Below are 25,743 nucleotides of genomic sequence, written 5' to 3' on the forward strand. Positions count from 1 at the left end.
ACGGTGGGGGGGCCCGCGTCTGTTTTTAATACCCCCCCGGGGGGGACGTGTCAAACGTCCCGACGGCGAAGCGGCGGGCAGTTCGTGAAGACCGCTGCCCGTGGACCACCGCTGTTTCTGGAGGACCGGCGGGCCCGGGAAGGACCGGGGGCGGTCAGTCGCGTGGGTCGGCGGCCACGGTGGCGTCGGCCTCCACCCGGGCCTCGCGCAGCCGGGCCAAGAGGCTGCTGCGCAGTGACTCCGGGGCACGCTCACCGCCACACTTGCGGGCCACCAGGAGCTTCACCTCGTGCTCGACGCCGAACTCCCGCAGACACGGCGAGCACTCGTCCAGATGCGCACGGATCAGACTTTTTTGAGCACCGTCACATTCGCCGTCAAGGTACAGAAAAACCGCGTCGAGAACCTTGCGGCAGTCGATCTCGTGCGGGTGGCCGCAGCTCACGAAGCACCGCCCTCGTTCCCAGTGGAGCCGGCGGGTACCAGCCCGCGCTCCCTGGCGTACTCCTCCAGCGACTTACGCAGGCCACGTCGGCCCCTGTGCAGCCGGGACATCACCGTGCCGATGGGGGTGCCCATGATCTCGGCGATCTCCTTGTAGGCGAAACCCTCCACGTCGGCCAGGTAGACCGCCATCCGGAAATCCTCGGGAAGCGCCTGCAATGCCTCTTTGATGTCGCTGTCGGGCAGATGCTCGAGCGCTTCCATCTCGGCGCTCTTCAGGCCGGTCGAGGTGTGGGACTCCGCCTCGGCGAGCTGCCAGTCCTCGACCTGCTCGGTCGGGCTCTGCAGCGGCTGCCGCTGCCGCTTCCGGTAGTTGTTGATGAAGGTGTTCGTCAGGATGCGGTACAGCCAGGCCTTGAGGTTGGTGCCCTCTTGGAACTGGTGGAACGCCGCGAACGCCTTCACGAAGGTCTCCTGAACGAGATCTTCGGCATCCGCCGGGTTGCGCGTCATCCGCAGCGCCGCCGCGTACAGCTGGTCGAGGTAGGGAAGGGCGTCGCGCTCGAACCGCGTGCCCCGCTCCTCGGTGGTCTCGTCGACCAGGATCACTCCCTTATGCTGGCCGCCCGCCGTCATCACCGTTCCGGTGTCCGTAACCGTTGGGACTTCTCCGGTCATGTCTTCCCATCGCGGGATCGGCTGCGCGGAGCGGCTGTCACCGGTCTTCCGTGGGGACGATACCCCGGTAACCGGTGGTACGCCCGTCCGCGAGCCGCTCTCCGGCCGATAGTCGGAGCCTTCCTCCGCCGCGCCGTCGGGCTGCCACAGCTGGCAATCAGGCGTCAATCGAACCTCCGTGGCCTTCGCTTACCTCACGCCCAACGACATGGCCGGGCCCTTGATTCCCGGGCCGAGGGGCTCACGCGCGCAGCCGGCTCAGCAGCCACGCGGCGCCCAGCCCGGCGGCCTCCTCGACGACCTCGGCGGCGCTTCGGCCGTCGCGCACCCGGACCTTGAACGAGTGGTCGGCCCCGGCCACCACGGCCACCTCCACCCCGCGCGCCGGGTCGGCCTCCGGGCGGCCGAAGGAGTCCCGCTCGCCCTGCAGGACGTAGACCGGCACGCCGGCGCCGTCGAGCTCGGGCTGGCGTGAGGGGCGCCCGCCAGGGGGGTGCAGCGGGAAGCCGAGCGCCAGCACGCCGCGCGCGCCGACCGCCCGGGCGGTCCTGGCCGCCACCCGGGAACCCATCGACGCCCCGGCCAGCCCCAGCCGAAGCGGCGAGTCAGCCCCCAGGGTCGCCGGACGGAGGTCCGCCAGCGCGGCGACGGCCGCCATGAGCACGGCATCCAGCCGGGCGGGCCGGTCCGGCGCCTTCCGGCCCGCCACCCGGTAGGGCATCTCGAGCCGGCCGACCGTGACACCGGCCGCGACCAGCAGCTCACCGAGGCGCCGCGGCACCGGGGCGTCGGTACCAGAACCCGCGCCGTGCAACAGCACGACCGCCGGCCACCCGCCGGCGGCCGGCGAATCGGGCATCGGCGGCACTCCGGTGCCACCCGGCGCGCCGGCCATGACACGCCGGCCAGCTGCGGGAACCACCAGGAGTTGCCCGCCGTCCACAGGTATGACGGTTTCGGGGACGGCCGTTGTGGCTATAGCGATCGGGGCTTTGGCGATCGGAGCGAGGGCGTTCTGGGTGACGGCATGGGGCAGGTCTTCGGTGAGCTCTCGGGTCACGCCGCGAGTCTGGACGCACGGCGTCCACGCCGTCCGCGCCGCCCGGCCCGACGGTCTCGGGTCGCGGTCCCGGGCGACGACGCGCCGGCCACGATCGCGCGGGCCCGGCCCGTCACGGCCGCGGCACGCGACCGTCCACCCCGAGGGTCACGGACGGGCCCACCGATCCCGCGATCCGCGATCAAGGCTCAGTCGGTCCGGGTCCTTCGGCCTTCGAGACTTCTGGCCCAGATGTGTGACATGCCTCGCATCGCGGCTCTTTGAAGGGTAGGAATGGTCCATGCTGTCTGGTCCCGGCACCGATCCGGACCTGGGTGATCCGGAGTTTCGTTACCGTCCCGCCGCTCCCACCGTGGTCTGCGAGGCACCCGCGGGCAGTGACGATCCCTACTGGTCCTTCTACGACGAGGTAGCCGCCGTCCAGCTGCGCGAGTGGCTGCCGGCCGCGTCCTCCCGGGTGCTCGACGTCTCTGGCCAACGGGACCGGTTCGCCCGCCAGATGGCCGCCGCCGGCCACCGGGTCGTCCGGGTGGTCGCCGACCAGGCCCAGCCTGCCGCCGCCCGCCAGGGCGAGCACCCGGACGGGTCCCTGCCACCCGGTGGCCTGTTGCGGGTCGCCGGTGATGCCCGCAGCCTCGACTGGTTCGCTCCCGAGTCGTTCGACGCCGTGCTCGCGGAGGGCAGGGCGCTGTCGTTCTGCCTGGCCACGGAGAGCACCCTCGAGGAGATCTACCGGCTGCTGCGCCCGGGCGGGCAGCTGCTGCTCTGCGTCGACTCGCTGCTGCTGGGCCTGGCGCGGCTGGCCGAGCAGCACCGGTGGGCGGAGCTGTCCGACGTGCCGCGCGCCGACGTGGTGCTGGTCCCGGCCGAGGACGGCACCATCACCCGCTGCTTCTGGCCGGAGGAGCTCAAGGCCGTGCTCACCAGCGCCGGTCTTCAGGTCGACTGGGTCCGCCCACGCAGCGTGCTGTCCGCCGAGGCGGTCAAGCGGGCGTTGGCCGCGGACATGTCCTCCTTCCCCACCCTGGTCCGCACCGAGGTCGAACTCGCCGCGGAGCGCGAGGGTGAGTCCATCGGGATCCATCTGATCGCCTCCGCCCGCCGCCCCGCCTGACCTGGCCGCCTCTCCCGTCCAGACCGGCAGGAACCCGACCCGACGCAACCGCCACGCACCCACCAACCCGACACACAACGCGGGCAGGCAGTAGAAGCTGCCCAACGGTGCCATACATGGCGACCGGCGACCGACGGCGTCGCGTCCAGACCGGCAGGAAACCCGACCCCGACGCAACCACCGCGCACCCACCAACCCGACACACAACGCGGGCAGGCAGTAGAAGGCGCCCCACAGCGCCACGCAAGGCGACAAGCGGCCGGCGACCGGATGTCACGTCAAGACCGGCAGGAAACCCGACCCCGACGCAACCACCGCGCACCCACCAACCCGACGCGCAACGCGGGCAGGTAGTAAAAGGCGCCCCACAGCGCCCGCACGGCGACAAGCGGCAGGCGACCGGCGGAAGCATGGCGACAAGCGGCAGGCGACCGGCGGATGCATGCTAGGGATGTGACGACAGCGACGCGTGTTCCCGTCGATCCCTGGCCGGCACCGACGGCGAGCGGCCCCGTGCGGGCCGTCGTGCGGGTCCCCGGTTCGAAGTCCGGGACGAACCGGGCACTGGTCCTCGCCGCGGCGGCGGACGGCGTCTCCCGGTTGCGGGGCGCGTTGCGCTCCCGGGACACGCTGCTGATGGCCGGCGCCCTGCGCGCGCTCGGCGCCCAGGTCGACGTCCCGGCTCCCGACGGCGCGGACACCGAGTGGGTGGTCACCGGCGGGCTCGGCCGCGACGCCGGCTCTCCCGCCGCGATCGACTGCGGCAACGCGGGCACGGTCGCCCGCTTCACGCCCGCGCTGGCCTCGCTGACCGCCACCGACGTCACGTTCGACGGCGACCCGCAGATGCGCCAGCGCCCGCTCACCCCGCTGCTCGGCGCGCTGCGCCGCCTCGGGGCCGCGATCGACGGCGACGTGATGCCCTTCACCGTCCGTGGCCGCGGCGGCATCCCCGGCGGCGCCGTGACCGTGGACGCCTCCGACTCCAGCCAGCTCATCTCCGGCCTGCTGCTGGCCGCGCCCGGCTACGACCGGGGCGTCGAGGTCAGCCACGTCGGCGGCCGGCTGCCGTCGGGCCCCTACCTCGAGATGACGGTGGCCGATCTGCGCGCCGCCGGCGCGACGGTCGAGGCCGAGCCGGGTGACCCGGCGGACCCGACGGGCCGGCCGCCCACGTGGCGGGTAGCGCCGGGCCCGCTGCGGCCCCGTGACCACGCGATCGAGCCGGACCTCAACAGCGCGGCGCCGTTCCTCGCCGCCGCGGTGGCCACCGGCGGGGAGGTGCTGATCCCCGACTGGCCCCAGGACACCACCCAGCCGGGACGGCTGCTGCCCGGCCTGCTCGAGGCGATGGGCGCGCGGGCCGAGTGGACGCCGGCCGGCCTGCGGGTGCGCGGCGGCGACGGCGTGCACGGCCTGGACGTCGATCTTGGTGATTTCGGCGAGGCCGCCCCGGTGCTCACCGCGCTCGCGGTGCTCGCCGACTCGCCGTCGCGGCTGCGCGGGATCGCCCACCTGCGGCTGCACGAGACCGACCGGCTCGGCGCTCTCGCCGACCAGCTGGGCCGGCTCGGCGCCGACATCACGGTGACCGACGACGGCCTGGCGATCCGGCCGGCGCCGCTGCGCGGCGCCCGGCTCGACCCGCTCGCCGACCACCGGCTGGCGATGACCTACGCCGTCGTCGGGCTCGCGGTGCCGGGCGTCACCGTCGACGACATCGCGACGACCGGCAAGACGGTGCCCGAGTTCCCAGCGATGTGGGCGGCGATGCTCGCCGGCCCGCGCCTGGCCTCGTAGACACCGGATGAGCGGCGCGCGACGAGACCGCCGGGACCTCGACGAGGACGACGTCCGTACCCGGCCGGGGCGGGGCTCGCGCCCACGCACCCGCGATCGCCCGGAGCACGCCGACGCGGTCGACGCGGTGGTGGTCGGCGTGGACCGGGGCCGCTACACCTGCAGGCTGACCGCCGCGGATGACCGGCCCGCCGCGCCGGCGCGGGCCCGGCCAGAGACGCCGGAGAAGCGTTCTGGCGCCTCCTGGGATCCCTCGGGCGTCCTGATCGAGGCGATCCGGGGCGGGGAGCTGCGCCGGACCCCCGTCGTCGTCGGCGACCGGGTCGCCCTGGTCGGCGACGTGTCCGGCCGGCCAGGGGCGCTCGCCCGGATCGTGCGCCGCGCCGAACGGACCAGCGTGCTGCGGCGCACCGCGGACGACTCCGACCCGGCCGAGCGCCCGATCGTCGCGAACGCCGAGAAGCTGATCATCGTGGCCGCGCTGGCCGACCCGCCGCCGCGCACCGGCCTGATCGACCGCTGCCTGGTGGCCGCCTACGACGGCGGGCTGGAGCCCGTGCTCTGCCTGACCAAGGCCGACCTCGCGGACGACACCGCGCTGCGTGAGCTGTACCGGCCACTGGGTGTGACAATCGTCACCAGCCGGCCGGACGTCGACCCGGTCGAGCTGCGCGGGCTCATCGCCGGCCGCGTGAGCGTGCTGTTCGGCCACAGCGGCGTCGGCAAGTCCACCCTGGTCAACCGGCTGGTACCGGACGCGGCCCGCGAGATCGGCGCGGTGAACGTGGTGACCGGGCGTGGCCGGCACACCTCGTCCGCGGCGGTGGCGCTGCCGGTGCCCGGCGGCGGCTGGGTCGTGGACACGCCGGGGATCCGCTCGTTCGGACTGGGCGCGGTGAGCCCCGCGCGGGTCCTCTCGGCGTTCGCCGAGCTGGCCGAGGCCGCGGCCGACTGCCAGCCGGGCTGCACCCACGCCGAGGGCCTCGCGGACTGCGGGCTCGACGAGGCGGTCCGCGACGGCCGAGCCGACCCCGCCCGGCTCGCGAGCCTGCGCCGTCTGCTCGCGGCCCGCCCGGGATGACGGCCCGCGCCCCGCGGGACTGCCCTGTTCCAGGGCCGTGGCGGTCCGTTCGCCGCCGCCCGCCGGTGGCCGGCGAGTGATCCGCGGGCACCCGCCGGGCGGGCGGAAGGTAAACCGCCGGGCGGGAAAGGTCCCCCTGGTCACAGAGTGGATCCCCCGGCTGGGCGGGCCCGTAGGCTTTAAACCCGTGAAGCTGTCTGACCCGGCGGCGGCCGTCTCCGCCACCCCGACCGGCCCCGCGACGACGGCGGCGACGGACACCGACAGCGGGTTCTCGCCGGCCGACGACCTGGCCCTCGCGCTGAGCCTCGCGGACGCCGCGGACAAGATCACCCTTGCGCGGTTCCAGGCGGTGGACCTGCGGGTCGAGTCGAAGCCGGACAACACCCCGGTGTCGGACGCGGACACGGCCGTCGAGTCGATGATCCGCGAGCGGCTGGCCACCGCGCGGCCAGCCGACGCGGTGCTCGGCGAGGAGGAAGGGCTGACCGGTGACGCCCGCCGGCGCTGGATCCTCGACCCGGTGGACGGCACCAAGAACTTCGTGCGCGGCGTGCCGGTCTGGGCCACGCTGCTCGGGCTCGAGGTGGACGGCGAGATGGTCGTCGGGGTGGCGAGCGCCCCGGCGATGGGCCGGCGCTGGTGGGCCGCCCGGGACAGCGGCGCGTACACCCGCACCGCCACCGGCGACACCCGCGCGCTGCGGGTCTCGTCGGTTGCCCGGCTGGAGGACGCGTTCCTGTCGTTCGCCTCGATCGAGACCTGGACGGAGCGCGGCCGCCTCGACGAGCTGCTGCACCTGGCCGGGCAGGTCTGGCGGAGCCGGGCGTACGGCGACTTCTGGTCGCACATGATGGTGGCCGAGGGCGCCGTCGACGTCGCTCCCGAGTCGGTGGTCTCGCTGTGGGACCTGGCCGCGCTGCAGGTCATCGTCGAGGAGGCCGGCGGGCGGTTCACCGACCTGCGCGGCCGCCGCGGCGCCGGCCACGGCACGGTGCTGTCGAGCAACGGGCTGCTGCACGACGCGGCGCTCGGCTCCTTCAAAGCCGAATAACGCGGGCAGTGCTGACCTCCCAGCTCGGCTCCCCGCCTCCGGCGGGGGCTCCGGGAGGACCGATCGGGTTCGCGCACCGGGGAGCGCCGGCCTGGTACCAGCGGGAGAACACGCTGGCGGCCTTCAACCGGGCGCTGGCGTTCGGGGCGTCTGGCCTGGAGTCGGATGCCTGGCTCGCCGCCGACGGCGTGCCGGTGCTGCACCATGACGGCGAGTTCGGTCCGCCCGGCCTGCGGCGGTCCGTGCCGGCGCTGTCGTCCGGCGCGCTGCCCGGCTGGCTGCCGACGTTGCCCGCGCTCTACCAGCAGCTCGGCACCGAGTTCGAGCTCAGCCTGGACATCAAGGCCCCCGCCGGCCACGCCGCCGACGCCACGACGACGGCGGTGCTGGCCGCGGCGCGGGCGGCCGGTGGGGTGGCGGCGGTCCGCCGGCTATGGCTCTGTGGCCCGCTGGGCAGCCTGCGGGCCTGGCGGGAGCTGGACGCGGACGTGCGGCTGGTCAACTCGGCCAGCGTGCGCGACATCCGCGAGGCCGGCGGGATCGGGCCGTATACCCGCGAGCTGCGCGCCGCCGGAGTGGCCGCCCTGAACCTGCGGGCCAGGGAATGGGCCGCGCCCACCGCGGCGATCGCCAGGGTGCTGCATGACCATGAGCTGCTCGCGTTCGGCTGGGACGTGCAGCGCCCGCCCACGCTCGCGCGGCTGCTCGGCTACGGCCTGGACGGTGTCTACTCCGACCACGTCGACCGTCTGGTGGCCGCCACGGGGCGCCGGGCCGGCTGAGAAGGCGCCGACCCGCCGAAATCGAGCGGACATTGCCCACCGAGAAATGGTCCGTCCGCCACCCGTCAGCATTACGAACAACGAGGGCGGGCCGCCGGCGTCCTGCTGGGGACGGCCACGCGACGCCCGCGGGGCGCCGGGACACCGGCGATTCTCCCGCCCGGCCGGGTGGCCGCGATGGACACGCGCCGTCCCAAAATATGGGACAAGCGACGGCCGAGGCCGCGACGATGTGGCGCGGGCTCGGCGCGGAGCGCGGCGAAAAGGCGAAGAAGTTCAGTCGTCGTCGTCGACGACGACCGCAACTTTCAACATCTGCGCCGGAAAGCCGGTTCGCTGCGCGACGTTGTCCACCGAGTAACCCTGCCGTACCAGGTCGCGAGCCTGGTCAAGGGTCCAGCCGCGGCCCGGATCGAACCGGGTCACCACGACCTCACTCGCATCTCGGCGTTCCTCCGGCCAGCTGATACGTGCACGGCGTGCCAAGGATCGACCTCCGAAAGTCTCATCGGTGGGCCCACCCCCGGGGGAAGACATTGAGCCTTCCGCCGGGAGCCCGCGGGGCAAGCCCCTCGGGTAGACATTACGGGCGTCCAGAGGCTGGCCCCGAAGGATCAGCGAACAAGGGCGGCCCTGTCGGCACCGGTCACCAACGTTCGAGTCACCAACCTGGCCAGATTGCCGGCGGCCGGCGCCGCTAACTCTACGGTAGCGCTTCCTCGAGACTAAATGTGGAACATACCCGTGCCTCTTGTCACGGCAAGGCGTGATACGGGTGGTGACTCGCCCTCCACCGCCGACCGGGATCGGCGAAAGTTCAACGCGGGACCGGCGCCGGGCGGCCGAGCCGCCGAGCCGGGGCGCCGCGCTCCCGCTGACCGGGCCCAGAACCGAACCCCATCACCAGGCCCCGTCGGCCAGTCCCGTAGGCCAGGCCACATCCGCCAGGGCCCCGTCGGCCAGGCCACGTCGCCGAACCACGAGCCTCGGACCGCGCCATGGCCCCGGCTAGCCGGCCTTGAAGAGGCGTCGGGCCAGTTCGTCGGAGTCGGGCGCCTTCGCGGCCCGCGCCACCTGGTCGCCCGAATCCAGCCGGCCCGCCTGCTCGGCCCCCTCATCCTCGGCCACATCCACCGGTAGCGCGCGCGAGCGGAGCAGCGCGCGCCATTTGCGCGCCGAGTGACTGGCTGAGCGGGTGGTGGCCAGGAAGTCGTTGAGAACGGCTTCGAAACGGTCCGGATCGGTGTGATGCGGGAAGTGGCCCGCTTCGGGAAAGATCTCCAGACGGCTCCCGGGCATGGCTTCGTGGGCGATCCGGGCGTGCGCGACCGGTATCACCGCGTCATGCTCTCCCCAGATGATCAGGGTTGGCATGCCCTGAGCGAGGTAACAGCGATCCAGCATGGTGATTGCCTGGCCGCGCGCGTCCGCGGCGGCTCGCAACGTGCGCAGGAAGGCGGCGCGCGCCGTCGGGGCCGTCAGCGCGTCGAAGACCCGGCCGAGGTCGCCCGCGTCCCGCCCAAGGTCGGTTCCCAGCAGGCTGAGCGTGCTGATCATGCCACGGCCCGCGAACCGGGCCGCCGGCAGGCGAAGCACCGAGAGCAGCGCTTCGCCGCCAGGTGAGGCGGCCAGCCGCAGCAGCGGATGCAACTGCGGGCCGACCCCACCGGTGCCGACCAGCACCAGCCGCTCGCACCGCTCCGGGAACTGGTAGGCGAACTGCATCGCCACGCCGCCCCCCAGCGAATGCCCCACCACGGTGACCCGCTCGATGCCGAGAACGGACAGCAGGTCGCGCATCCCGCAGGCGAACCCGCCGATCGAGTAGTCGCCGCGTGGCTTGTCGGACAGGCCGTGGCCGAGCAGGTCGGGGGCGATGACCGTGTGCCGGCGGGCGATCCTCGGCAGCACCGGCGCCCAGGTGGCCGAACTGTCGCCGATGCCGTGGATGAGCAGCACGGCCGAACCACGACCGGCGCGCAGGTATGCGCGCCGGTAGCCGTGCACCGTGACGAACCGAGGCGCGAGCTGGTCCACCCGCCCGGCGCGGCGGACGGAACCGGCCGCGCCGGCACCGGCCTGCGCGCGCCCGGGCCCTGTCGACTCGACCGGAGCCCGCGGACCGGTACCGACCCGAGCACCCTTGGCTCCGGCCTCCTCCGCCGACGAGGACGCGGCCGCCCCCGGTCCAAGCAGCCGATCCGCCGGCGCCGGCGGATCATCCGCGCTGTCGAAACCCAGCCAAGATCCTGACCCCAGGCCAGTACCGACCCCAGTCATCCAGGTCACCTCCCGGCCCAGGTCTCGCCGGGCACCCCAGCGCCCGCCGGGCGGAGCGGCCCGGGGTGCCTGCCGGGTCGACTTCGTCGACCCGGCAGGTCTGGGTCGCGCAAGCGACCTTCCGGCCGCTCCGCCCTAGAACTCGATGTTGTGCATTACGTGCTTGATCCGGGTGTAGTCCTCAAGGCCGTAGATCGACAGATCCTTGCCATAGCCGCTCTTCTTGAAGCCGCCGTGCGGCATCTCCGCCACGATCGGGATATGCGTGTTGACCCAGACGCAGCCGAAGTCGAGCCGGCGCGCGACCCGCATCGCCCGGCCGTGGTCGGACGTCCAGACGCTGGACGCCAACCCGTACTCGACGCCGTTGGCCCATCGCACCGCCTCGTCCTCGTCGGAGAACCGCTGCACGGTCACCACTGGCCCGAAGATCTCCTGCTGGGCGAGCTCGTCGCCCTGGCGAACCCCGGCGACGACCGTGGGTGAATAGAAGTACCCAGGACCATCGACCTTCATGCCTCCGGCCACGATCTCGGTGTGCGCGGGCGCCCGCTCGACGAACCCGCTGACCCGGGCCAGCTGGTTCGGGTTGTTGAGCGGGCCGAACGCCGCCTCGGAGTCGGACGGCGGGCCGGTGCGGGTGCCGCGGGCGACGTCGGCGAGCGCCGCGACCAGGTCGTCGTGGATGCCGGGCGCGGCGAGCACCCTGGTCGCCGCGGTGCAGTCCTGGCCGGCGTTGAAGTAGCCGGCGCCCGCGATCCCCTCCGCGGCCTTCGCCGGGTCGACGTCGTCGAACACGATGACCGGCGCCTTGCCGCCGAGCTCCAGGTGCACCTTCTTGAGGTCGTCGGCGGCCGCGCGCGCGACCTCCATGCCGGCCCGCACGCTGCCGGTCACCGACACCATCGACGGCACCTCGTGGGCGACGAGGGCCCGGCCGGAGTCACGGTCCCCGCACACGACGTTGAGCACGCCCGGCGGCAGGAACTCGGCCGCGATCTCGGCGAGCAGCAGGCTGCTGGCCGGGGTGGTGTCGGACGGCTTGAGCACCACCGTGTTGCCGGCGGCGATGGCCGGGGCGATCTTCCAGATCGCCATCATGAACGGGTAGTTCCACGGGGTGACCTGGCCGCACACGCCGATCGGCTCGCGCCGCACGTAGCTGGTGTGCCCGTGCAGGTACTCCGCGGCGGCCCTGCCCTCCAGCAGCCGGGCCGCGCCCGCGAAGAACCGGACCTGGTCGGCCGACGGCGGGATCTCCTCGTCCAGGGTGAGCTGGACCGGCTTGCCGGTGTTACGGCTCTCGGCGGCGACGATCTGTTCGGCCCGATCCTCGATCGCGTCGGCGATCCTGAGCAGGGCGCGCGCCCGCTCGCTCGGCGTCGCGTCCCGCCAGGTCTCGAACGCCGCGGCCGCCGCCGTGACGGCCCGGTCGACGTCCGCCGCGCCCGACAGCGGCGCCTCGGCGTACTGCTCGCCCGTCGACGGGTCCACGATCGGCATGGTGCGGCCGTCGGCCGCCGGCACCTGCTCGCCGCCGATGAAGTTGCTAAAAACCGTGCCCATCCGCCCTCTCCCGTCCCGACGTCCCGCCCACGGCGATCCACGCCCGCCGAGGCGCACCGGCCACGTTCCAGCGCCGAAACGCCCACCGCGAAGCTGTGGCCGACCTACGGATGCCGTCTTCGGACCAGGCAAGTACGGTCGAAGTCGGCAGTTGCTCGCAGACTAGGGCACGGATACCGCGTCCGTGCAGGCATCTGGCTGTGTCGGCTCGTCGGCGGCGGACGCGGTGCGCACCCACCAGGGTGGAGTGCGCGAAAGTTGCGGGGAACGCGGCAAAGCGCCGACTCGCGCTCTGTAGCGCCGATGTCGGCCGAATCATTTCGGATACACCGTAGAAACAGATGACGCACCCCGCTCCGCGGATCGCCGGACGAGAATCGGTGCGTGTCCCGCTTCGAAGGGTAGGCAGGGCTGGTGGCTGACGCGAGCCGGATCCTCCGCTGGACAGGCCGGCGCACGGCGCCCACGACTCTCCCGGCCTCGCTGTGGACCGACCAGCTGGCGGGGCCGGTGACGCCGCGGGCCGCCGTGCGCGGCGAGGAGCGGGCCGACGTGTGCGTCGTCGGCGCCGGTTTCACCGGGCTATGGACGGCCTACCACCTGGCCGCGCTCGCGCCCGGGCGTCGGATCGTGGTGGTGGAACGGGCGTTGGCCGGCTTCGGCGCGTCCGGCCGCAACGGCGGCTGGTGCTCGGCGCTGTTCCCGGTCGCCGCGCTCGCCGACGAGATGCGCGCCCCACTGGTCGCCACGGTCGACGAGGTCGGCGCGGTCGCGGACGCCGAGGGCATCGACTGCGACTACGCGAAGGACGGCTACCTGCGCGTGGCGACGACGCCGGCCCAGGCGGCCCGGCTGCGCGCCGAGGCGGGCGACGGCTGGCTGGACGCGAACGCCGTCGCCGCGCGGATCCGGGTCTCCGGCGCGCTGGGCGGGGTGTTCGACCCGGACTGCGCCGCGCTGTCCCCCGGCAAGCTGGCCAGGGGCCTCGCGGAGGCGGTCGAACGGCGGGGCGTGACGGTCTTCGAGCAGTCCCCGGCGCGGCGGATCGGGCCGGGACTGGTCGAGCTCGACGGCGGCGCCGTCCGCGCCGACGTGGTGATCCGGGCGACCGAGGCGTGGACGTCCCGGCTGCCCGGCGGCGGACGCGAGATCGCGCCGCTCTACTCGCTGGTCATCGCCACCGAGCCGCTGCCCGCCGCGGCCTGGGACGAGATCGGCTGGCGGGAGCGGTTCACCCTGAACGACGACCGCCGACTGATCATCTACGCGCAGCGCTCCGCCGACGGGCGGATCGTGCTCGGCGGCCGCGGCGCGCCCTACCACCTGGGCTCGCGGATCAAGCCGGCGTTCGACCACGAGGACGCCGTCTTCGAGCATCTGCGCCACACGCTGGGCACCCTGTTCCCAGCCGCCGCGCGGGCCAGGATCACCCATCGGTGGGGCGGGCCGCTCGGGGTGCCGCGGGACTGGACCCCCGCGGTGCGTTTCGACCCGTCGCGCGGGCTGGGCAGCGCCGGCGGCTACGTCGGCGACGGCGTCGCGGCCGCGGCGCTCGCCGGGAAGACGCTCGCCGAGCTGGTGGCCGGCCTGGACACCCCGAACACCAGGCTGCCCTGGGTGAACCGGCCGGTACGGCAGTGGGAGCCGGAGCCGCTGCGCTGGATCGGCATCAACGCCGGCCGGCTCGGCGCCGCCGCGAGCGACGCCCGTGAGAACCGCACCGGCCGCCCCTCCCGCCTCGGCAAGGCGGTCGACCGCCTCACCGGCCACTGACGCCCGTCCCGGCGGCGGCCGCCCGGACCGGCACCCGGCCGCCACGGGACCGGCACCGGGCCGCTACCGGGCCGGCCGGGCCGCCCCGGCCCAACGAAAACAGCCAAAGTACCGTGTACACGGATCGAAAAACCAGACGGAATTTATCCGCATAAGCGGGACATTAGACTCCCGCGCATGGAGAACCTGCGGCATCGGGCGCTGCGGATGTCGGGGCGGGACCCGGGCGAGGCGCACCGGGCGGCCACCACTCTGGAGCTGCTCTTCGACCTCGCGTTCGTGGTGGCTTTCGGGACCGCGGCGAACGAGCTGGCGCACGCGCTGGCCGCCGGTCACGTGGGCGCGGGGATCAGCGGCTTCGTCTTCGCGACGTTCGCCGTTTCGTGGGCCTGGATCAACTTCACCTGGTTCGCGTCGGCCTACGACACCGATGACTGGCGCTACCGGCTGACCACGATGCTGCAGATGGTCGGAGTGCTGGTGCTCGCGCTCGGCCTGCCTGCGATGTTCGCGTCCCTGGACCACGGGGAGACGCTCGACAACGACGTCATGGTGTGGGGCTACGTCGTGATGCGGATCGCGATGGTGCTCCAGTGGTGGCGCGCCAGCCGGCAGGATCCGGGCCGCCGCGCCGCGCACACCGGCTACATCGTCTCGATCGTGGTCTCACAGATCATCTGGGTGGCTCTGGCGCTTCTCGACTTCTCTGTCGGCGTGTCGTTCGCCCTGCTGGCGATACCGCTGCTCATCGAGCTCGGAGGGCCGATCGTGGCGGAGCGCCGATTCGGTGGCACGCCGTGGCACCCGCACCACATCGCCGAGCGGCACGGGCTGATGGTCATCATCGCGCTCGGCGAAGGGCTGATCGGCACCATGGCCAGCCTGACCGCGCTCACCGGCGAAGGCCTGACCATGGACGTCGCGCTGCTCGCCCTCGCCGGCACCGCGATGACGTTCGGGATGTGGTGGACGTACTTCGTGATCCCGCACGGCGAGATCCTGCGCGCGCGCCGGAACCGATCGTTCGGTTGGGGATATGGCCATTTACCGCTCTTTGGCGCCATTGTCGCCGTGGGTGCGGGACTACATGCGGCGGCGTACTTCCTGGACCACCACAGCGAGCTGTCCCTGGTCGGAACGGTAATGACCGTCGTCGCGCCGTTGGCTTTCTACGTGTTGGCGCTTTACGTGTTCTACGCGGCGGTCAGCCGCAGCCTCGACCCGTTCCATCTGCTGCTGGTCCTGTCGTCCGTCGGCTTCCTCGTCGCGCCGGTCGTCATGGCGGCGGCGGGCGTGTCGGTCACCTGGTGCTTGCTCGTGCTGGCGCTGACGCCCTGGGTAACCGTGCTCGGCTATGAAACCGTCGGCTACCGGCACAACACCGCGGTCCTCGAGGCCCTGCGATCCTGAGCGCGGAGACGGCCTCCGCCGCCCGAACCGGCCACGGCCCCAGCTGCCTACGGCCACGGCCCATCAGCCGAGGAGCGGCGGGAGCCAACGGGTGGCGGGCCCGCGACGCGGCCGCGACGCGACGGCCGGCTGGCTGGCTGGCGCGGCCGGCTGGCCAGCTGGCCGGCCGGCCGGCCGCGCCAGGTCACCACGGACCCGGACGAACAGGGCGAACAGCCACGGGAAACAACTGACACACAACCAATGGGTGGCCTCGGCAGTCGGATAGACACGAGGCCGGACGTCAGCCGGCCCGGGCAGATAGGACGGCCCATGCCACTGGTCGGACGCGAGCCACATGACGACACCCTGGTCACCCATCTCGGTGGCGCCGAGATCACAGTCCGGCCGGAGCCGCCGGCGAGCCACGGGAAGGCGTCGGCCATCCTGCTTCGCCTGGTGTCCCCGATGTTCGACACTCTGGCGGTCGCCTACCTGGGCCCGGCCGAGGCCAGGTCCCTGGCCCGAGCCCTGCTCGCCGCCGCCGACGCGGCCGACTCCACCGGCCCCGGCGGCTGGCGCCGCCCGCCCTGGCGCGCCTGACGGCCCGGCGGGCGCGGTCACCCGCACGGTCGGGCGGTGATCTAACGCACGCCCCAGGTGTAGGTCTGCTTGACCAGGCGGAGGTAGACGAAGGTCTCGGTCTCACGGACCTGCGGCAGCGCCCGGATGTGATCGTTGATCAGCGAGATCAGATGCTCGTCATCCTCGGCGACGATCTCCAGCAGCAGGTCGAACGAGCCCGCGGTGATCACGACGTAGTCGACCTCGGGCAGCGCCGAGAGGGCCTCCGCGACGACCCTGGTGTCGCCGGACACCCGCACGCCGATCATCGCCTCACGCCTGAAGCCCACCCGGAGCGGGTCGGTGACGGCGACGATCTGCATGATCCCGGCGTCGAGCAGCCGCTGCACCCGCTGGCGCACCGCGGCCTCGGACAGGCCGACGGCGGCGGCCATCGCCGCGTACGAACGCCGGCCGTCCTGCTGTAGCTGCTCGATGATCGCCTTGTTGACGTCGTCGAGCAGCGGCTCGGCCGTCGATCGGCCGCCCGGCGACCTGCGCATCTGCACCGGCTTCCTCCTCGCCCGCGCCCGGGGCCAGCGCCCCGCCCCCCAGTTCGCCGTGGCCCGCTCGTCGCCCGCGCGGCGCGGATGCTCGGCCAGTGCTCGTTGCCATGTTATGACCACGACGTTTCCGCGAGGATGCGGTAACCAGATAAGAGCTTTTCTACGGATTCCATCGCGGCATGGCCGAGTGAGCTACGCTTTCAGTATCGATACGGCTCGACGCCGCCCTCGGGAGGGCTACCGTGACCATCCCTGACACCAGGCCGGCCGGCACCGACGTGACGACGAGCGCCTCGGCGGCTCTCGCCGCCCGGGCCGCCCGGCTGGCGGACCGGGAGCAGGCCAGGCTGAAGGCGGCCACCCCCGGCTCCGCCGCGATGTACCAACGCGCCAGGAGAACGATGACGCTCGGCGTGCCGTCCTCGTACCAGGCACGCGACCCCTGGCCGATCTACCTCAGCCACGGCCGCGGCTCACGGGTCTGGGACGTGGACGGCACCGAGTACTCCGACTTCCACAACGCCTTCGGCTCGATGGTCCAAGGCCACGCCCACCCGGCGATCGTGCGGGCCGTCAGCGAGCGGGTCGCGCTCGGCAGCCACTTCGCGATGCCGACCGAGGACGCCGTCATCGTCAGCGAGGAACTGGCCCGCCGCTTCCGGCTGCCGCAGTGGCGCTACGTCAACTCGGGCTCCGAGGCGACGATGGACGCCATCCGGATCGCGCGCGGGGCCACCGGCCGGGAGACGATCGTCAAGATCTTCGGCTCGTACCACGGCCACCACGACTACGTGATGGTCTCGATCGGCGCCCCGTACGCCGACATCGGCCCCGCGGACGACATGAACTCGCTCGGCTATGGCGGGGGCATCCCGAGCGCGGTGGTCGACCTCACCGTCCCCGTCCCGTTCAACGACGCCCCGGCGATGGAACGCCGGATCGAGCGGCTGGCCGCCGAGGGACGCAAGCCCGCCTGCGTGATCATGGAGGCGGCGATGATGAACCTGGGCGTGATCCTCCCCGAGCCCGGCTACCTCGAGGCCGTCCGGGAGATCACCCGGCGGCACGGCATCATCCTGATCTTCGACGAGGTGAAGACCGGGCTGTGCGTGGCGCCCGGCGGCGCGACCGAGCGGTTCGGCGTCGCGCCGGACATGGTGACCCTCGCCAAGGCGCTCGGCGGCGGGCTGCCGTCCGGCGCGATCGGGGCCACCGACGAGATCATGGAGGTCGTGGCGAAGGACAAGGTGAAGCAGGTCGGCACGTACAACGGCAACCCGCTCGCCATGGCCGCCGCGCGCGCGTCCCTGTTCGAGGTGCTCACCCCGGAGGCCTACACGCACCTCGACCGGCTTAACGACCGGCTGACGGCTGGCTGTGACGAGATCCTGGCCCGCTATGGCATCCCGGGCTACACGGTCGGCATCTCGTCCAAGGGCTGCGTGCACTTCACCGACGCGCCGATCCGCGACTACACGTCGTTCATGGCGCACCAGAACGAGGCGCTGCCGCTGCTCGCCTGGCTCTACAACGCCAACCGTGGCGTGCTGATGGCTCCCGGCCGCGAGGAGGAGTGGACCCTCTCGGTCCAGCACACCGACGCCGACGTCGACCGCTACCTGGAGAGTCTCGACGCGATGTGCGCCGACCTGACCCGAGCGGCCGGCTAGCAGTACTTCGTCAGGTTGCTCTGACCAGCGCGAACGCGTACCGCGCGGCCACAACGAGCGCGATCATCCTCCCGCACCCACACAGGCCACAGACCCGGACGAATGACCGCCTAACCCACGCGCCGGTCCTGGCCACACGACCTGACGAAGCACTACCAAGGTCCTTCCCGTGGATCTTGTCGGGGTCGCTCGGCCGCCGATTCGCGTACACATTTGGTGATCACTGGCCTGGCAAGGGCCTGTCGACTTCCTTGATCGTCAGATGTGTACGGCATCCGGCGGTTTCTGTCCGTTTTGTCCCTGAATCCCGTACGGATCTGGCGATCTCTCGAGGAGACCGGGACGGGGTGGGGCGAAGATCGCCGGATGTGTACGCGGTTCGGCAGCCATCCGGGCGAAGGCTGGGCACGTGTCAGCACGATGATCGCCCGTCGGCTGACGATCCGGTCACAGGCCCTGTCACCAGTACCAGACGACGCCAGGGCCGGCAAGCCGGGAACGGATCCAAAGAGGCCGATTTATTCCTACAACGCTTTCAGGCCCGGAGATCCAGAGATCTCCGGGCCCGATTGGTAGCGGGGGCAGGATTTGAACCTGCGGCCTCTGGGTTATGAGCCCAGCGAGCTACCGAGCTGCTCCACCCCGCGTCGCTATAAGAAGGACTATACACGCCTCCGGGCGGAGTCTGCAAAGCCGGTCGACCTTCGCCTGGAGCGGCGCGGCGCGGGGCCGGACGCCGCCAACCAGCCTCAACGCGGCCGTGGCCCCGAAGGACCGCCCTCGCCGTCGGCCAGCCCTTCCGGACACGTTCCCGCGTCTCCCGACAAAAAAGGCCCCGGCCGAGTGAACTCGGCCGGGGCCTTTCGTGGTAGCGGGGGCAGGATTTGAACCTGCGACCTCTGGGTTATGAGCCCAGCGAGCTACCGAGCTGCTCCACCCCGCGTCGGTGAAGCCAGGTTATAGACCGTCGGCGCGGGTTGTCAAAACGGGCCGCCGTTCAGGACAGATCCCCCCCCGCCGCCAGAGGCGGCCGGGCAGTCCTGCCAAGATCCACGGCAGGGACCGCTAGCCCGAGGGGCCCGCGCTCGTGGCCGGTGTGGCCGGGGTTGCCGGTGTTGCCGGTGTTGCCGGCGGCGCGGGCGTGGCCGACGGGCTGGGCGTCGCCGCGGGCCCGAGCAGCCCGTTCGCGCGGGAGATCGCCTTGGCCAGGTCGTCCTGGGCCTTGCCGTAGGCGACCCAGTCCGGCGGGTTCTTGGCGAGCGCCTGCCTACTGGCCTCCTGGGCGGCCGTGATGTCGGCGAGCGCCTGCCGCAGCGCCGGATCCGCCGCCGTGCCGCCGGGCACGCCGGGTGACCCGGTGACCGACGGCGACGGAGTCGCGGTGGTGCCGCCGGGAGGTGGCGTGCTCGGTGGGCCCGCCTCGCCCCCGCCGCCACCGCCGCCTACCCCGGCCCCGGCGGCCGGCGCTCCGGCGCCCGGGCCGAACACGTCGTCGAGCGCCGCCTGCAGTGAGTCCTTGAGCGCGACCTTGTTGCCATAGACGACGGCCACCCCCTGCAGGGTCGGGAAGCCGTTCGACGCATTCGCCTGGACGTAGTACGGCTCGATGTACACGAGCCCGTCAGCGATGGGCAGGGTGAGCAGGTTGCCCTCGATGGTCCGGATCGTCGTGTTGGAGCTGCCTCCCCGCCAGAGGGTGAGTTGCTCGGCTGCCTCGCTGTCCGTCTCGATCCTGTTCTGTACCTGTGCCGGCCCCTCGATCGTCTCGCCTTGGGGCAGCCGCAGCACCTGGAACTCGCCGTAGTTCCGCGGATCGCTGGACACCGCCACGTAGGAGGCGAGCTTGGACGACCGACGCGAGATCAGCGGCGAGGTCAGGTTGAACGACGGGGCGCCGTGTTCGGGCAGCTGGCTGTACACGTAGAACGGCGGCTGGTCCTTGTTCTCGTCGTCCGGGGCGGGCGAGACGGCCCAGAAGTCCTCCTGCGAGTAGAACGCCCGCGGATCCGTGACGTGGTAGGCCGAGAGGACGTCCCGCTGCACCTTGAACAGGTCCTCCGGGTAGCGGAAGTGCGCACGCAGCGACTCGGGGATGTCCTTGGCCGGCTTGACGGTGCCTGGGAATGCCCGCATCCAGGTCCGCAGCACCGGGTCCTGCTCGTCGAACGCATAGAGGGTGACCGTCCCGTCGTAGGCGTCGACGGTGGCCTTGACCGAGTTGCGGATGTAGTTGACCTGGTTGGCGGGCTGCTCGGCCCGGTTCTGGCCAGTCAACGCGTCGGCCGTGACCTCGCCGAGGGTGTTGCGGGCGGAGTACGGGTAGCCGTCCGACGTGGTGTAGCCGTCGATGATCCAGGTCACCCTGCCGTCGACCACCGCCGGATAGGGATCGCCGTCGAGGGTGAGCCAGGGCGCGACCTTGGCCACCCGGTCCCGCGGATTACGCTCGTAGAGGATCCGCGACTCGTCGGTGATGTCCGACGAGAAGAAGATGTTCTGGTCCCAGAACCGCAGCGAGAAGACCAGCCGCTTGAACGGGGAGCCGATCGAGACTCCACCGTCGCCCGTGTAGCTGGTCGTCTGGTTGGTGTCCGCCCCGTCGATCTCCTGCTGTCTCGTGCCGACGATGGAGTACTCCGGCGACATTTCCCCGAAGTAGATCCGGCTCTCGGTGACGTTGAAGGGCTCGCCCGTCGTGGGGCCACCCTCCTGGAAGACCGGCATGCCTTCCTTGACCGTGTTCGCCGGTGCCGCGACGAAGCCCTTGCCGTGGGTGTAGATGAGATGCTCGTTGATCCAGTTGCGCTGCTCCGGCGCGAGCCCGCGCTGGTCGAGCTCGCGCACCGCGACGACGTAGTCCTTGGTGACGGCGTCCTCCCCGGTGCCGACGGTGTAACGGTCGACGTCGAGGGTCTCGGGGAAGCCGTACCAGCCGCGGAACTGCCGCTGCTGGGTGAACGTCTTCGACAGCTTGTTCGGGTCGAGCAGCCGGACGTTGGAGACGGTGCTGACGTCTTTCGCGACGTCCTCGGCGCTGATGTCCTGCGCCGCCTTGTAGTCCATCGGTCTGACGTCGGCGATGCCGTAGGCCGCCCTGGTGGCCTCGATGTTGCGCGCGATGTAGGGCGCCTCCCGGGACGCCTCCGTCGGCTTCACCTGGAACTGCTGGACGATCGCCGGGTAGATTCCGCCGATCACCGCCGCGGACAGCACCAGGATCCCGGTGCCGAGCAGCGGCAGCATCCAGCCGCGCTGAAAGATGTTGTAGATGAACAGCCCGGCGCAGGCCAGCGAGATGAACAGCAGGATGAGCTTGGCCGGCAGTACGGCATGCACGTCGGTGTAGCCCGCGCCCGTGGACACGGCCCCGCGCGAGGAGAAGACCAGCCCGAACCGGTCCAGGTAGTACCCCCACGCCTTGAGCAGGGCGAGCAGGCCGAGCAGCACCGACAGGTGCGCCTTGGCCGCCGGGGTGACCCTGTCCCCCGCGATGCCCCGGGCGGATCGGGCCCGGGGCATCTGGATCCGGATGCCACCGAACAGGTAATAGGTGATCACCGCGACGAGGAGCGACAGGATCACCGCGCTGAGCAGAAAACCCAGCAGGAACCGCTCGAACGGGTAGGTGAAGGCGTAGTAGCTGATGTCACGGTGGAACTGCGGATCCTCGACGCCGAACGACTGGCCGTTGATCCATTGCAGCCAGGTCCGCCACCGCCCGGAGGCCGAGAGGCCGGCCGCCAAGCCGAACACCGTGGTCACCCCGAGCAGCACGAGGACCAGGTACGGCTCGAGCGCGGTCCGGTACCGCTCGAGGTTCTGCTGCTCCACGGACAGTGGCCGGATCGGCGGGCGCAGCTTGTAGGCGAGCACCAGGTTGGTGCCGATCGCCACCGCCATCACCGCGCCGAACAACACGAAGAGCAGCACCCGGGTCCACAGGACCGTGGTGAAGACCTTGCTGAAGTTCACCGACCGGTAGAACAGCAGGTCGGTGTACAGCGGCATCAGCGTGAGGAACAGCACCACGAGCACCGCGACCACCAGGAGTGGCACGATCACCCGCAGACGGGTCATGAACAGTCGGCGGGTCCCGCCTCCCGACGCGGACGCTCCCCGCGCGGACGGCTCTGTTGCCACGTGCTCCTCCGGTACGGCTCGGACCGACGGTGACGCGAAGCGAGGCCGCGATCGCGCCGTCGCCCGCCTTAACGGTCGGGGCCAGGCCAACCTCCCCGGTGTCTGATCCGGCGCTGAGGCTTTGGCCCGCTACGGGCAACCTACGCCAGCCGCCGCGTGGGGCGGCCGGAGAGGCTTCTGGGCCGATCGGGGAGGATGAGCCGGTGACGAGCCCCCAACTCCCGGAGCTGACCGAGATCGCGCTCGAGCTCGAGAAGTACGTCGCCGCGGGCGGCTGGAGCCAGCCTCATCGGCTCTTCGCGCTCGCCCACACCGCCGACCTGCTGGCCTATGACCCGAACCTGCGGCACTACCTCGGTGAGGCCGCCACGCGGTCACTGACTCCGATCGAGCAGGAGAACCTGCCGGTGGGGCCGCTGGAGCAGATCCTGGGCACCATCGGCTGGCCCGACGAGGTGGAAGGCTGCGTGCTGGTAACCGAGCTGGTGGTACTCCCGCCGAGCGCGGAGGAAGAGATTCCTTACAGCGACCGTGAGATCGACATCTGGGCGACCAACCACCCGGAGCGGCAGGACATCCGGGTGGCCGTCGCGGTCACCCGCTCGGGCAAGTTCACCTCGTGCCTGCGCCGCCGCGCCGACGAGAACGAGGTCGTTGTCGACCCCGACATCGCCGACGCGCTGTTCGACGGCCTGTTCGCGACCTTCCTCTAGGGCGCTCCCGTGGATCCTCTAGGGCGCTCCCCGTGGGATCATGATCCGCGGTCCCGGACCGCCGATCCACGCACACAACCAGCGTCTTCACCCCGTCCCGTCCCGGCCCGGCCTCCTCAGAGGATCACCAGATCCGTGCGGGATTCAGGGACAAACGGGCAGAAGACGCCGAATGGCGCACACATCTGACGATCAAGGAAACCGACGGGCTCCCCTCCAGCCGGTGATCCTCGGATGTGTGCGCTGTTCGGCGGTCGAGCCGCCCCAGCAAGGCCCACGGGAAGGACCCTGGCGGCGGGAACGCGCCGGGAACCGGTCGCGACAGGCGAGCTCTCGTCCTCCGCCACGCCCTGACCGGCCCGGGCCGGTCAGCAGGTCGGGATGGTGGACTGCCCGGGCCCCCCGAGCTTGTCCAGCGCGTCCAGCGCGCCGTGCAGGTTGTCGACCTTGACCAGGGTGAGCTCGTCGGACGCCATCCGCTTCGCGTCCGCGCAGTTCGCCGCGGGGACGAGGAAGACGGTGGCGCCGGAGCCCCGGGCACCGAGGATTTTCTGCTGGATGCCGCCGATCGGGCCGACCTTGCCCGCGTTGTCGATCGTGCCTGTGCCGGCGATGGTGCGCCCGCCGGTGAGCTGGCCCGGCGTGAGCAGGTCCACGATCCCCAGCGCGAACATCAGCCCCGCGCTAGGGCCGCCGACGTCGGAGATGCGGATCTGAACCGTGAACGGGTAGGTCTGTTTCTCCGCGGTCCTGATCCCGATGATCGGCCGCTGGGCGTTGTCCTCGGCCGCCTTGGTGGTGATCACGACAGTCGTGGCGGGATCCGAGCCGCGCTGGTAGGTGACCTTGACGTCGTCGCCCGGTTTGGCCTTGCCGATCTCCTCGCGCAGCGCCATCTCCGAGTGCACGGCCGTCCCGTTGATTTCGGTGACCACGTCTCCCGACGACAGTTTGCCCGTCGCGGGCGAGGCGGCGAGCACCTCGTCGACGACGACGGAGGTACCGATCGGCTCGATCCCGAGCTCAGCCAGCGCCGCCGCGGTCGCGGAGTCCTGCGACTCCACCATCGCCGCGGTGTTCTGCTGCTGGATCTGCTCCTGGGTCTTGCCTGGCGGCTGGATCAGCTCCCGCGGTACGACCGCGCTGTCGTCCCCGAACCAGTCCTCCAACGCGTCGAGCAGGGTCAGCCGCGGGGTCTCCTCCACGGTGGTGAGCTGAAGCTGCCCGCTCGTCGGATAGGTCTGGCGTCCCTCGATCTCGATGAGCGTGACGCCCTTGACGCTGCCAAGAGTGTTCGTTACCGGACCAGGGGCGAGGGTGACGAACGGCACCGGAAGCCACAGGCCCCAGATTCCGAGCGCGAGCGCGAGCACCGACGCGACAACCAGGGTCTGAGTCCGGCGCGCCATGCCCGCAGTCTATGTACGCCAGCGGCCCCCGGGGCGATCGGCGCCACTCGTCTCAGGACCGCCGAAAGTCGTCAAACGGTCTCCGCCCGCCGGACCCGCCGTCGCGCCGGCCGCCGCGAGGCGCCGCGGGCCGACCGGCCCGCGAGGCGCCGGGCCGGTCAGTCGCCCAGCGTCTCGGCGGTCCTCGGAACCTCCCGGCGCGCCGCCGGCTCAGGAGCCGGCGGGGCCGTGGGCACCCGGCCGGCGAACTCCCGCGCGCTCGGGACGAGGGCCTCGGGCTCGTCGGGGCCGGGCCGCGGCGGGATGACCGACACCTCGGTCCAGCCGGCCTCGCCCGAGCCGGCGCCGGACCGCTCGGGCGCCGGACCGCCGACACCAGCCGCATCGCCGGCTCCGGCGGGATCCCCGGCTCCCGAGGGATGTCCGGCATCGGCGGGATCGTTGGGATCGGGGGCCAGGGCGGCCACCATGCGGCGGTAGCCCTCAATTGTGATCATCGCTTCATGGGCGCGCGTGGGCCGGCGACGACGCGCGGTCCACAGCAGCGCCAGCAGCAACGCCGCGGGGGGAATCAGCAGCAACCACATGGCGGCCTCGACATCGGGGGTCCGGGGGCACACCCCCGGGTAGACAGAGCGGCCTCTCGGGAAGCCGGCCAAAGGCCGGCGACCACACCACCCCGGCTCGGCGCCGAGGAAGTGGGGTCGAGACAGGGAGGGTGGCCAGTTAGCAAGTGAGGTGAGGAGTTACCGTCCTGGACCTAGCTCTATCCTAGGTTCCCCGCCGAGCAGGCTCCTACCCATTCCGCCGTGCCGTCGCTGAACAACTGGCGCTTCCAGATGGGCACCCGGCTCTTGACCTCGTCGATGAGCGCGCGGCACGCCACGAATGCCTCCGCTCGGTGCGCCGCCGACGCGGCGGCGACGACGGCGATGTCGCCGATGGTCAGCAGCCCGGTCCGGTGCAGCACGGCCACCGCGAGCACGCCACGCCCGGCCGGCGCGCCGAGGCCGGGCACGGCGCCGAGGCCGTGTCCCTCAACGTCATGTCCCTCAACGTCATGTCCCTGAACGCCGTGGCCATGAAAATCGTGGCCCTGAACGCCGTGGTCATGGCCTCCGTGGTCATGGCCTCCGTGGTCATGGCCTCCGGCATCATGATCGCGAGTGTCGACGCCGACCGCGCGGGGCCCGCCGCCCGGCGCGCCTCCCGCCTCCGGCCAGACGCCCCCGTGTTCGGCCACCTCGCGGGCGACGGCCGCCATCTCCCGCTCGGCCACCGGGTGGGCGACGTACTCCAGTTCGACCACGGAGCGCCCGCCGTCGTGGTCGCGAACAGTCCCGACGAAAAGCGCGGTTCCACCCGCTTCGGGCAGGCTCACCGCGGCCAGACATTCGTCCACCGACAGCGGTGAGTCGCGCAGCTCGGCCACGACGAGCGGACGTCGGCCCGCGCGGACCGACGGACCGGCGAGGGAGATATCCATCAGCCGAAGGTATCCGCTGGGTCAGCCCACGAGCTCTATGATCGAATTTTTATGATCAGATCGCCCGACCGGCGGCGACTAGGTCCTGAGTCGGCGGGGAGAACTATTACGGTGGATACATGTCCGCACAGCGCGCGGCGTCGGCCGCCACCCGGCCGGCGCGCCGGCGAGGAT

20 protein-coding genes, 2 tRNA genes and 2 pseudogenes are annotated in these 25,743 nt (G+C 71.8%); 10 read left to right on the forward strand and 14 right to left on the reverse strand.

All coding sequences use genetic code 11. The features are described 5' to 3' along the window. Positions 1-154: 154 nt before the first annotated feature. The 3 genes from rsrA to I6A81_RS31725 form a co-directional block, all read right to left on the reverse strand. On the reverse strand, positions 155-445 hold the full coding sequence (gene rsrA / locus I6A81_RS31715) for a mycothiol system anti-sigma-R factor (protein ID WP_203003407.1): 291 nt from the start codon (positions 443-445) through the stop codon (positions 155-157). Next, positions 442-1,080 (reverse strand): sigma-70 family RNA polymerase sigma factor, encoded by a 639-nt coding sequence (locus I6A81_RS31720; protein WP_203003415.1) that lies wholly within the window; start codon positions 1,078-1,080, stop codon positions 442-444. The genes rsrA and I6A81_RS31720 overlap by 4 nt, the downstream gene beginning before the upstream one ends. 283 nt (positions 1,081-1,363) lie before the next feature. Beyond that, on the reverse strand, positions 1,364-1,981 hold the full coding sequence (locus I6A81_RS31725; protein WP_238429211.1) for an alpha/beta hydrolase family protein: 618 nt from the start codon (positions 1,979-1,981) through the stop codon (positions 1,364-1,366). Positions 1,982-2,462: 481 nt separating this feature from the next. On the opposite strand from I6A81_RS31725, the gene I6A81_RS31730 reads away from it, so the two are divergent. From I6A81_RS31730 to I6A81_RS31750, 5 genes are all read left to right on the forward strand, one after another. Further along, positions 2,463-3,296: a methyltransferase domain-containing protein gene (locus I6A81_RS31730; protein ID WP_203003406.1), complete on the forward strand. Its 834-nt coding sequence runs from the start codon at positions 2,463-2,465 to the stop codon at positions 3,294-3,296. Between the two features lie 438 nt (positions 3,297-3,734). Beyond that, entirely contained in the window at positions 3,735-5,096 is a 1,362-nt protein-coding gene (gene aroA, locus I6A81_RS31735) for a 3-phosphoshikimate 1-carboxyvinyltransferase (protein WP_203003405.1), read from the forward strand. A 7-nt stretch (positions 5,097-5,103) separates the two neighbouring features. Next, positions 5,104-6,177, forward strand: coding sequence for a ribosome small subunit-dependent GTPase A (rsgA, locus tag I6A81_RS31740; protein WP_203003404.1), 1,074 nt, complete (start codon positions 5,104-5,106; stop codon positions 6,175-6,177). A 187-nt stretch (positions 6,178-6,364) separates the two neighbouring features. After that, positions 6,365-7,231: a histidinol-phosphatase gene (gene hisN, locus I6A81_RS31745; RefSeq protein ID WP_311447086.1), complete on the forward strand. Its 867-nt coding sequence runs from the start codon at positions 6,365-6,367 to the stop codon at positions 7,229-7,231. An 8-nt stretch (positions 7,232-7,239) separates the two neighbouring features. After that, positions 7,240-8,013, forward strand: coding sequence for a glycerophosphodiester phosphodiesterase (locus I6A81_RS31750; RefSeq protein WP_307875050.1), 774 nt, complete (start codon positions 7,240-7,242; stop codon positions 8,011-8,013). A gap of 276 nt (positions 8,014-8,289) precedes the next feature. Here I6A81_RS31750 and I6A81_RS31755 read toward each other — a convergent pair whose 3' ends face one another. The 3 genes from I6A81_RS31755 to I6A81_RS31765 all read right to left on the reverse strand — a co-directional run bounded on the left by I6A81_RS31755 (position 8,290) and on the right by I6A81_RS31765 (position 11,859). Further along, positions 8,290-8,439 carry a hypothetical protein gene (locus tag I6A81_RS31755; RefSeq protein ID WP_238429210.1) on the reverse strand — a complete coding sequence of 50 codons (150 nt, stop codon included), beginning with the start codon at positions 8,437-8,439 and terminating at the stop codon, positions 8,290-8,292. A gap of 582 nt (positions 8,440-9,021) precedes the next feature. Then, positions 9,022-10,050: an alpha/beta fold hydrolase gene (locus tag I6A81_RS31760; protein ID WP_203003411.1), complete on the reverse strand. Its 1,029-nt coding sequence runs from the start codon at positions 10,048-10,050 to the stop codon at positions 9,022-9,024. Positions 10,051-10,428: 378 nt separating this feature from the next. Beyond that, positions 10,429-11,859 carry a gamma-aminobutyraldehyde dehydrogenase gene (locus I6A81_RS31765; RefSeq protein WP_203003402.1) on the reverse strand — a complete coding sequence of 477 codons (1,431 nt, stop codon included), beginning with the start codon at positions 11,857-11,859 and terminating at the stop codon, positions 10,429-10,431. 414 nt (positions 11,860-12,273) lie between these two features. On the opposite strand from I6A81_RS31765, the gene I6A81_RS31770 reads away from it, so the two are divergent. The 3 genes from I6A81_RS31770 to I6A81_RS31780 all read left to right on the forward strand — a co-directional run bounded on the left by I6A81_RS31770 (position 12,274) and on the right by I6A81_RS31780 (position 15,624). After that, the gene (locus I6A81_RS31770) at positions 12,274-13,632 is read left to right on the forward strand and encodes an NAD(P)/FAD-dependent oxidoreductase (RefSeq protein WP_203003401.1); all 1,359 of its coding nucleotides are present in this window, start codon (positions 12,274-12,276) and stop codon (positions 13,630-13,632) included. A 177-nt stretch (positions 13,633-13,809) separates the two neighbouring features. After that, positions 13,810-15,042 (forward strand): low temperature requirement protein A, encoded by a 1,233-nt coding sequence (locus I6A81_RS31775; protein WP_203003400.1) that lies wholly within the window; start codon positions 13,810-13,812, stop codon positions 15,040-15,042. A 312-nt stretch (positions 15,043-15,354) separates the two neighbouring features. After that, positions 15,355-15,624, forward strand: a complete 270-nt coding sequence (locus tag I6A81_RS31780; protein ID WP_203003399.1) for a hypothetical protein — start codon at positions 15,355-15,357, stop codon at positions 15,622-15,624. 41 nt (positions 15,625-15,665) lie between these two features. Here I6A81_RS31780 and I6A81_RS31785 read toward each other — a convergent pair whose 3' ends face one another. Further along, entirely contained in the window at positions 15,666-16,154 is a 489-nt protein-coding gene (locus I6A81_RS31785; RefSeq protein ID WP_407661410.1) for an Lrp/AsnC family transcriptional regulator, read from the reverse strand. 239 nt (positions 16,155-16,393) lie between these two features. Between I6A81_RS31785 and I6A81_RS31790 the strand changes: the two genes are divergently transcribed. Continuing rightward, entirely contained in the window at positions 16,394-17,821 is a 1,428-nt protein-coding gene (locus I6A81_RS31790; RefSeq protein WP_203003398.1) for an aspartate aminotransferase family protein, read from the forward strand. 570 nt (positions 17,822-18,391) lie between these two features. Here the strand turns inward: I6A81_RS31790 and I6A81_RS31795 are convergent. The 3 genes from I6A81_RS31795 to I6A81_RS31805 all read right to left on the reverse strand — a co-directional run bounded on the left by I6A81_RS31795 (position 18,392) and on the right by I6A81_RS31805 (position 21,898). After that, positions 18,392-18,468: transfer RNA gene (locus I6A81_RS31795), tRNA-Met, on the reverse strand. Between the two features lie 219 nt (positions 18,469-18,687). Next, positions 18,688-18,764 (reverse strand) — tRNA-Met (locus tag I6A81_RS31800). A 122-nt stretch (positions 18,765-18,886) separates the two neighbouring features. Continuing rightward, positions 18,887-21,898 carry a UPF0182 family membrane protein gene (locus I6A81_RS31805; protein ID WP_203003397.1) on the reverse strand — a complete coding sequence of 1,004 codons (3,012 nt, stop codon included), beginning with the start codon at positions 21,896-21,898 and terminating at the stop codon, positions 18,887-18,889. A 266-nt stretch (positions 21,899-22,164) separates the two neighbouring features. Here I6A81_RS31805 and I6A81_RS31810 point away from each other — a divergent pair, with 266 nt between their 5' ends. Beyond that, complete coding sequence (locus I6A81_RS31810; protein ID WP_203003396.1) at positions 22,165-22,674, forward strand: PPA1309 family protein; 510 nt, start codon at positions 22,165-22,167, stop codon at positions 22,672-22,674. Between the two features lie 368 nt (positions 22,675-23,042). Here I6A81_RS31810 and I6A81_RS31815 read toward each other — a convergent pair whose 3' ends face one another. From I6A81_RS31815 to I6A81_RS46045, 4 genes and pseudogenes are all read right to left on the reverse strand, one after another. Next, positions 23,043-24,083 carry a YlbL family protein gene (locus tag I6A81_RS31815; protein ID WP_203003395.1) on the reverse strand — a complete coding sequence of 347 codons (1,041 nt, stop codon included), beginning with the start codon at positions 24,081-24,083 and terminating at the stop codon, positions 23,043-23,045. 158 nt (positions 24,084-24,241) lie between these two features. After that, positions 24,242-24,670 carry a hypothetical protein gene (locus tag I6A81_RS31820; protein WP_203003394.1) on the reverse strand — a complete coding sequence of 143 codons (429 nt, stop codon included), beginning with the start codon at positions 24,668-24,670 and terminating at the stop codon, positions 24,242-24,244. 179 nt (positions 24,671-24,849) lie between these two features. Next, a pseudogene (locus tag I6A81_RS46040) lies at positions 24,850-25,080 on the reverse strand (molybdenum cofactor biosynthesis protein MoaE); the annotation flags it as partial. Between the two features lie 246 nt (positions 25,081-25,326). Further along, positions 25,327-25,569, reverse strand: a pseudogene (locus tag I6A81_RS46045) (molybdenum cofactor biosynthesis protein MoaE); the annotation flags it as partial. Positions 25,570-25,743 lie beyond the last annotated feature (174 nt).

The organism is Frankia nepalensis, assembly GCF_016786325.1.
Classification (GTDB): domain Bacteria; phylum Actinomycetota; class Actinomycetes; order Frankiales; family Frankiaceae; genus Pseudofrankia; species Pseudofrankia nepalensis.

What these genes read in the sequence shown, in the direction of transcription:
- I6A81_RS31720 (WP_203003415.1), bottom strand. Translation starts at nt 1,080, where the DNA reads ATGACGGCGGGCGGCCAGCATAAGGGAGTGATCCTGGTCGACGAGACC.
- I6A81_RS31815 (WP_203003395.1), bottom strand. Translation starts at nt 24,083, where the DNA reads ATGGCGCGCCGGACTCAGACCCTGGTTGTCGCGTCGGTGCTCGCGCTC.
- I6A81_RS31820 (WP_203003394.1), bottom strand. Translation starts at nt 24,670, where the DNA reads ATGTGGTTGCTGCTGATTCCCCCCGCGGCGTTGCTGCTGGCGCTGCTG.
- rsgA (WP_203003404.1), top strand. Translation starts at nt 5,104, where the DNA reads ATGAGCGGCGCGCGACGAGACCGCCGGGACCTCGACGAGGACGACGTC.
- I6A81_RS31780 (WP_203003399.1), top strand. Translation starts at nt 15,355, where the DNA reads ATGCCACTGGTCGGACGCGAGCCACATGACGACACCCTGGTCACCCAT.
- aroA (WP_203003405.1), top strand. Translation starts at nt 3,735, where the DNA reads ATGCATGCTAGGGATGTGACGACAGCGACGCGTGTTCCCGTCGATCCC.
- I6A81_RS31730 (WP_203003406.1), top strand. Translation starts at nt 2,463, where the DNA reads ATGCTGTCTGGTCCCGGCACCGATCCGGACCTGGGTGATCCGGAGTTT.
- I6A81_RS31805 (WP_203003397.1), bottom strand. Translation starts at nt 21,898, where the DNA reads ATGACCCGTCTGCGGGTGATCGTGCCACTCCTGGTGGTCGCGGTGCTC.
- I6A81_RS31725 (WP_238429211.1), bottom strand. Translation starts at nt 1,981, where the DNA reads ATGCCCGATTCGCCGGCCGCCGGCGGGTGGCCGGCGGTCGTGCTGTTG.
- I6A81_RS31765 (WP_203003402.1), bottom strand. Translation starts at nt 11,859, where the DNA reads ATGGGCACGGTTTTTAGCAACTTCATCGGCGGCGAGCAGGTGCCGGCG.
- I6A81_RS31775 (WP_203003400.1), top strand. Translation starts at nt 13,810, where the DNA reads ATGGAGAACCTGCGGCATCGGGCGCTGCGGATGTCGGGGCGGGACCCG.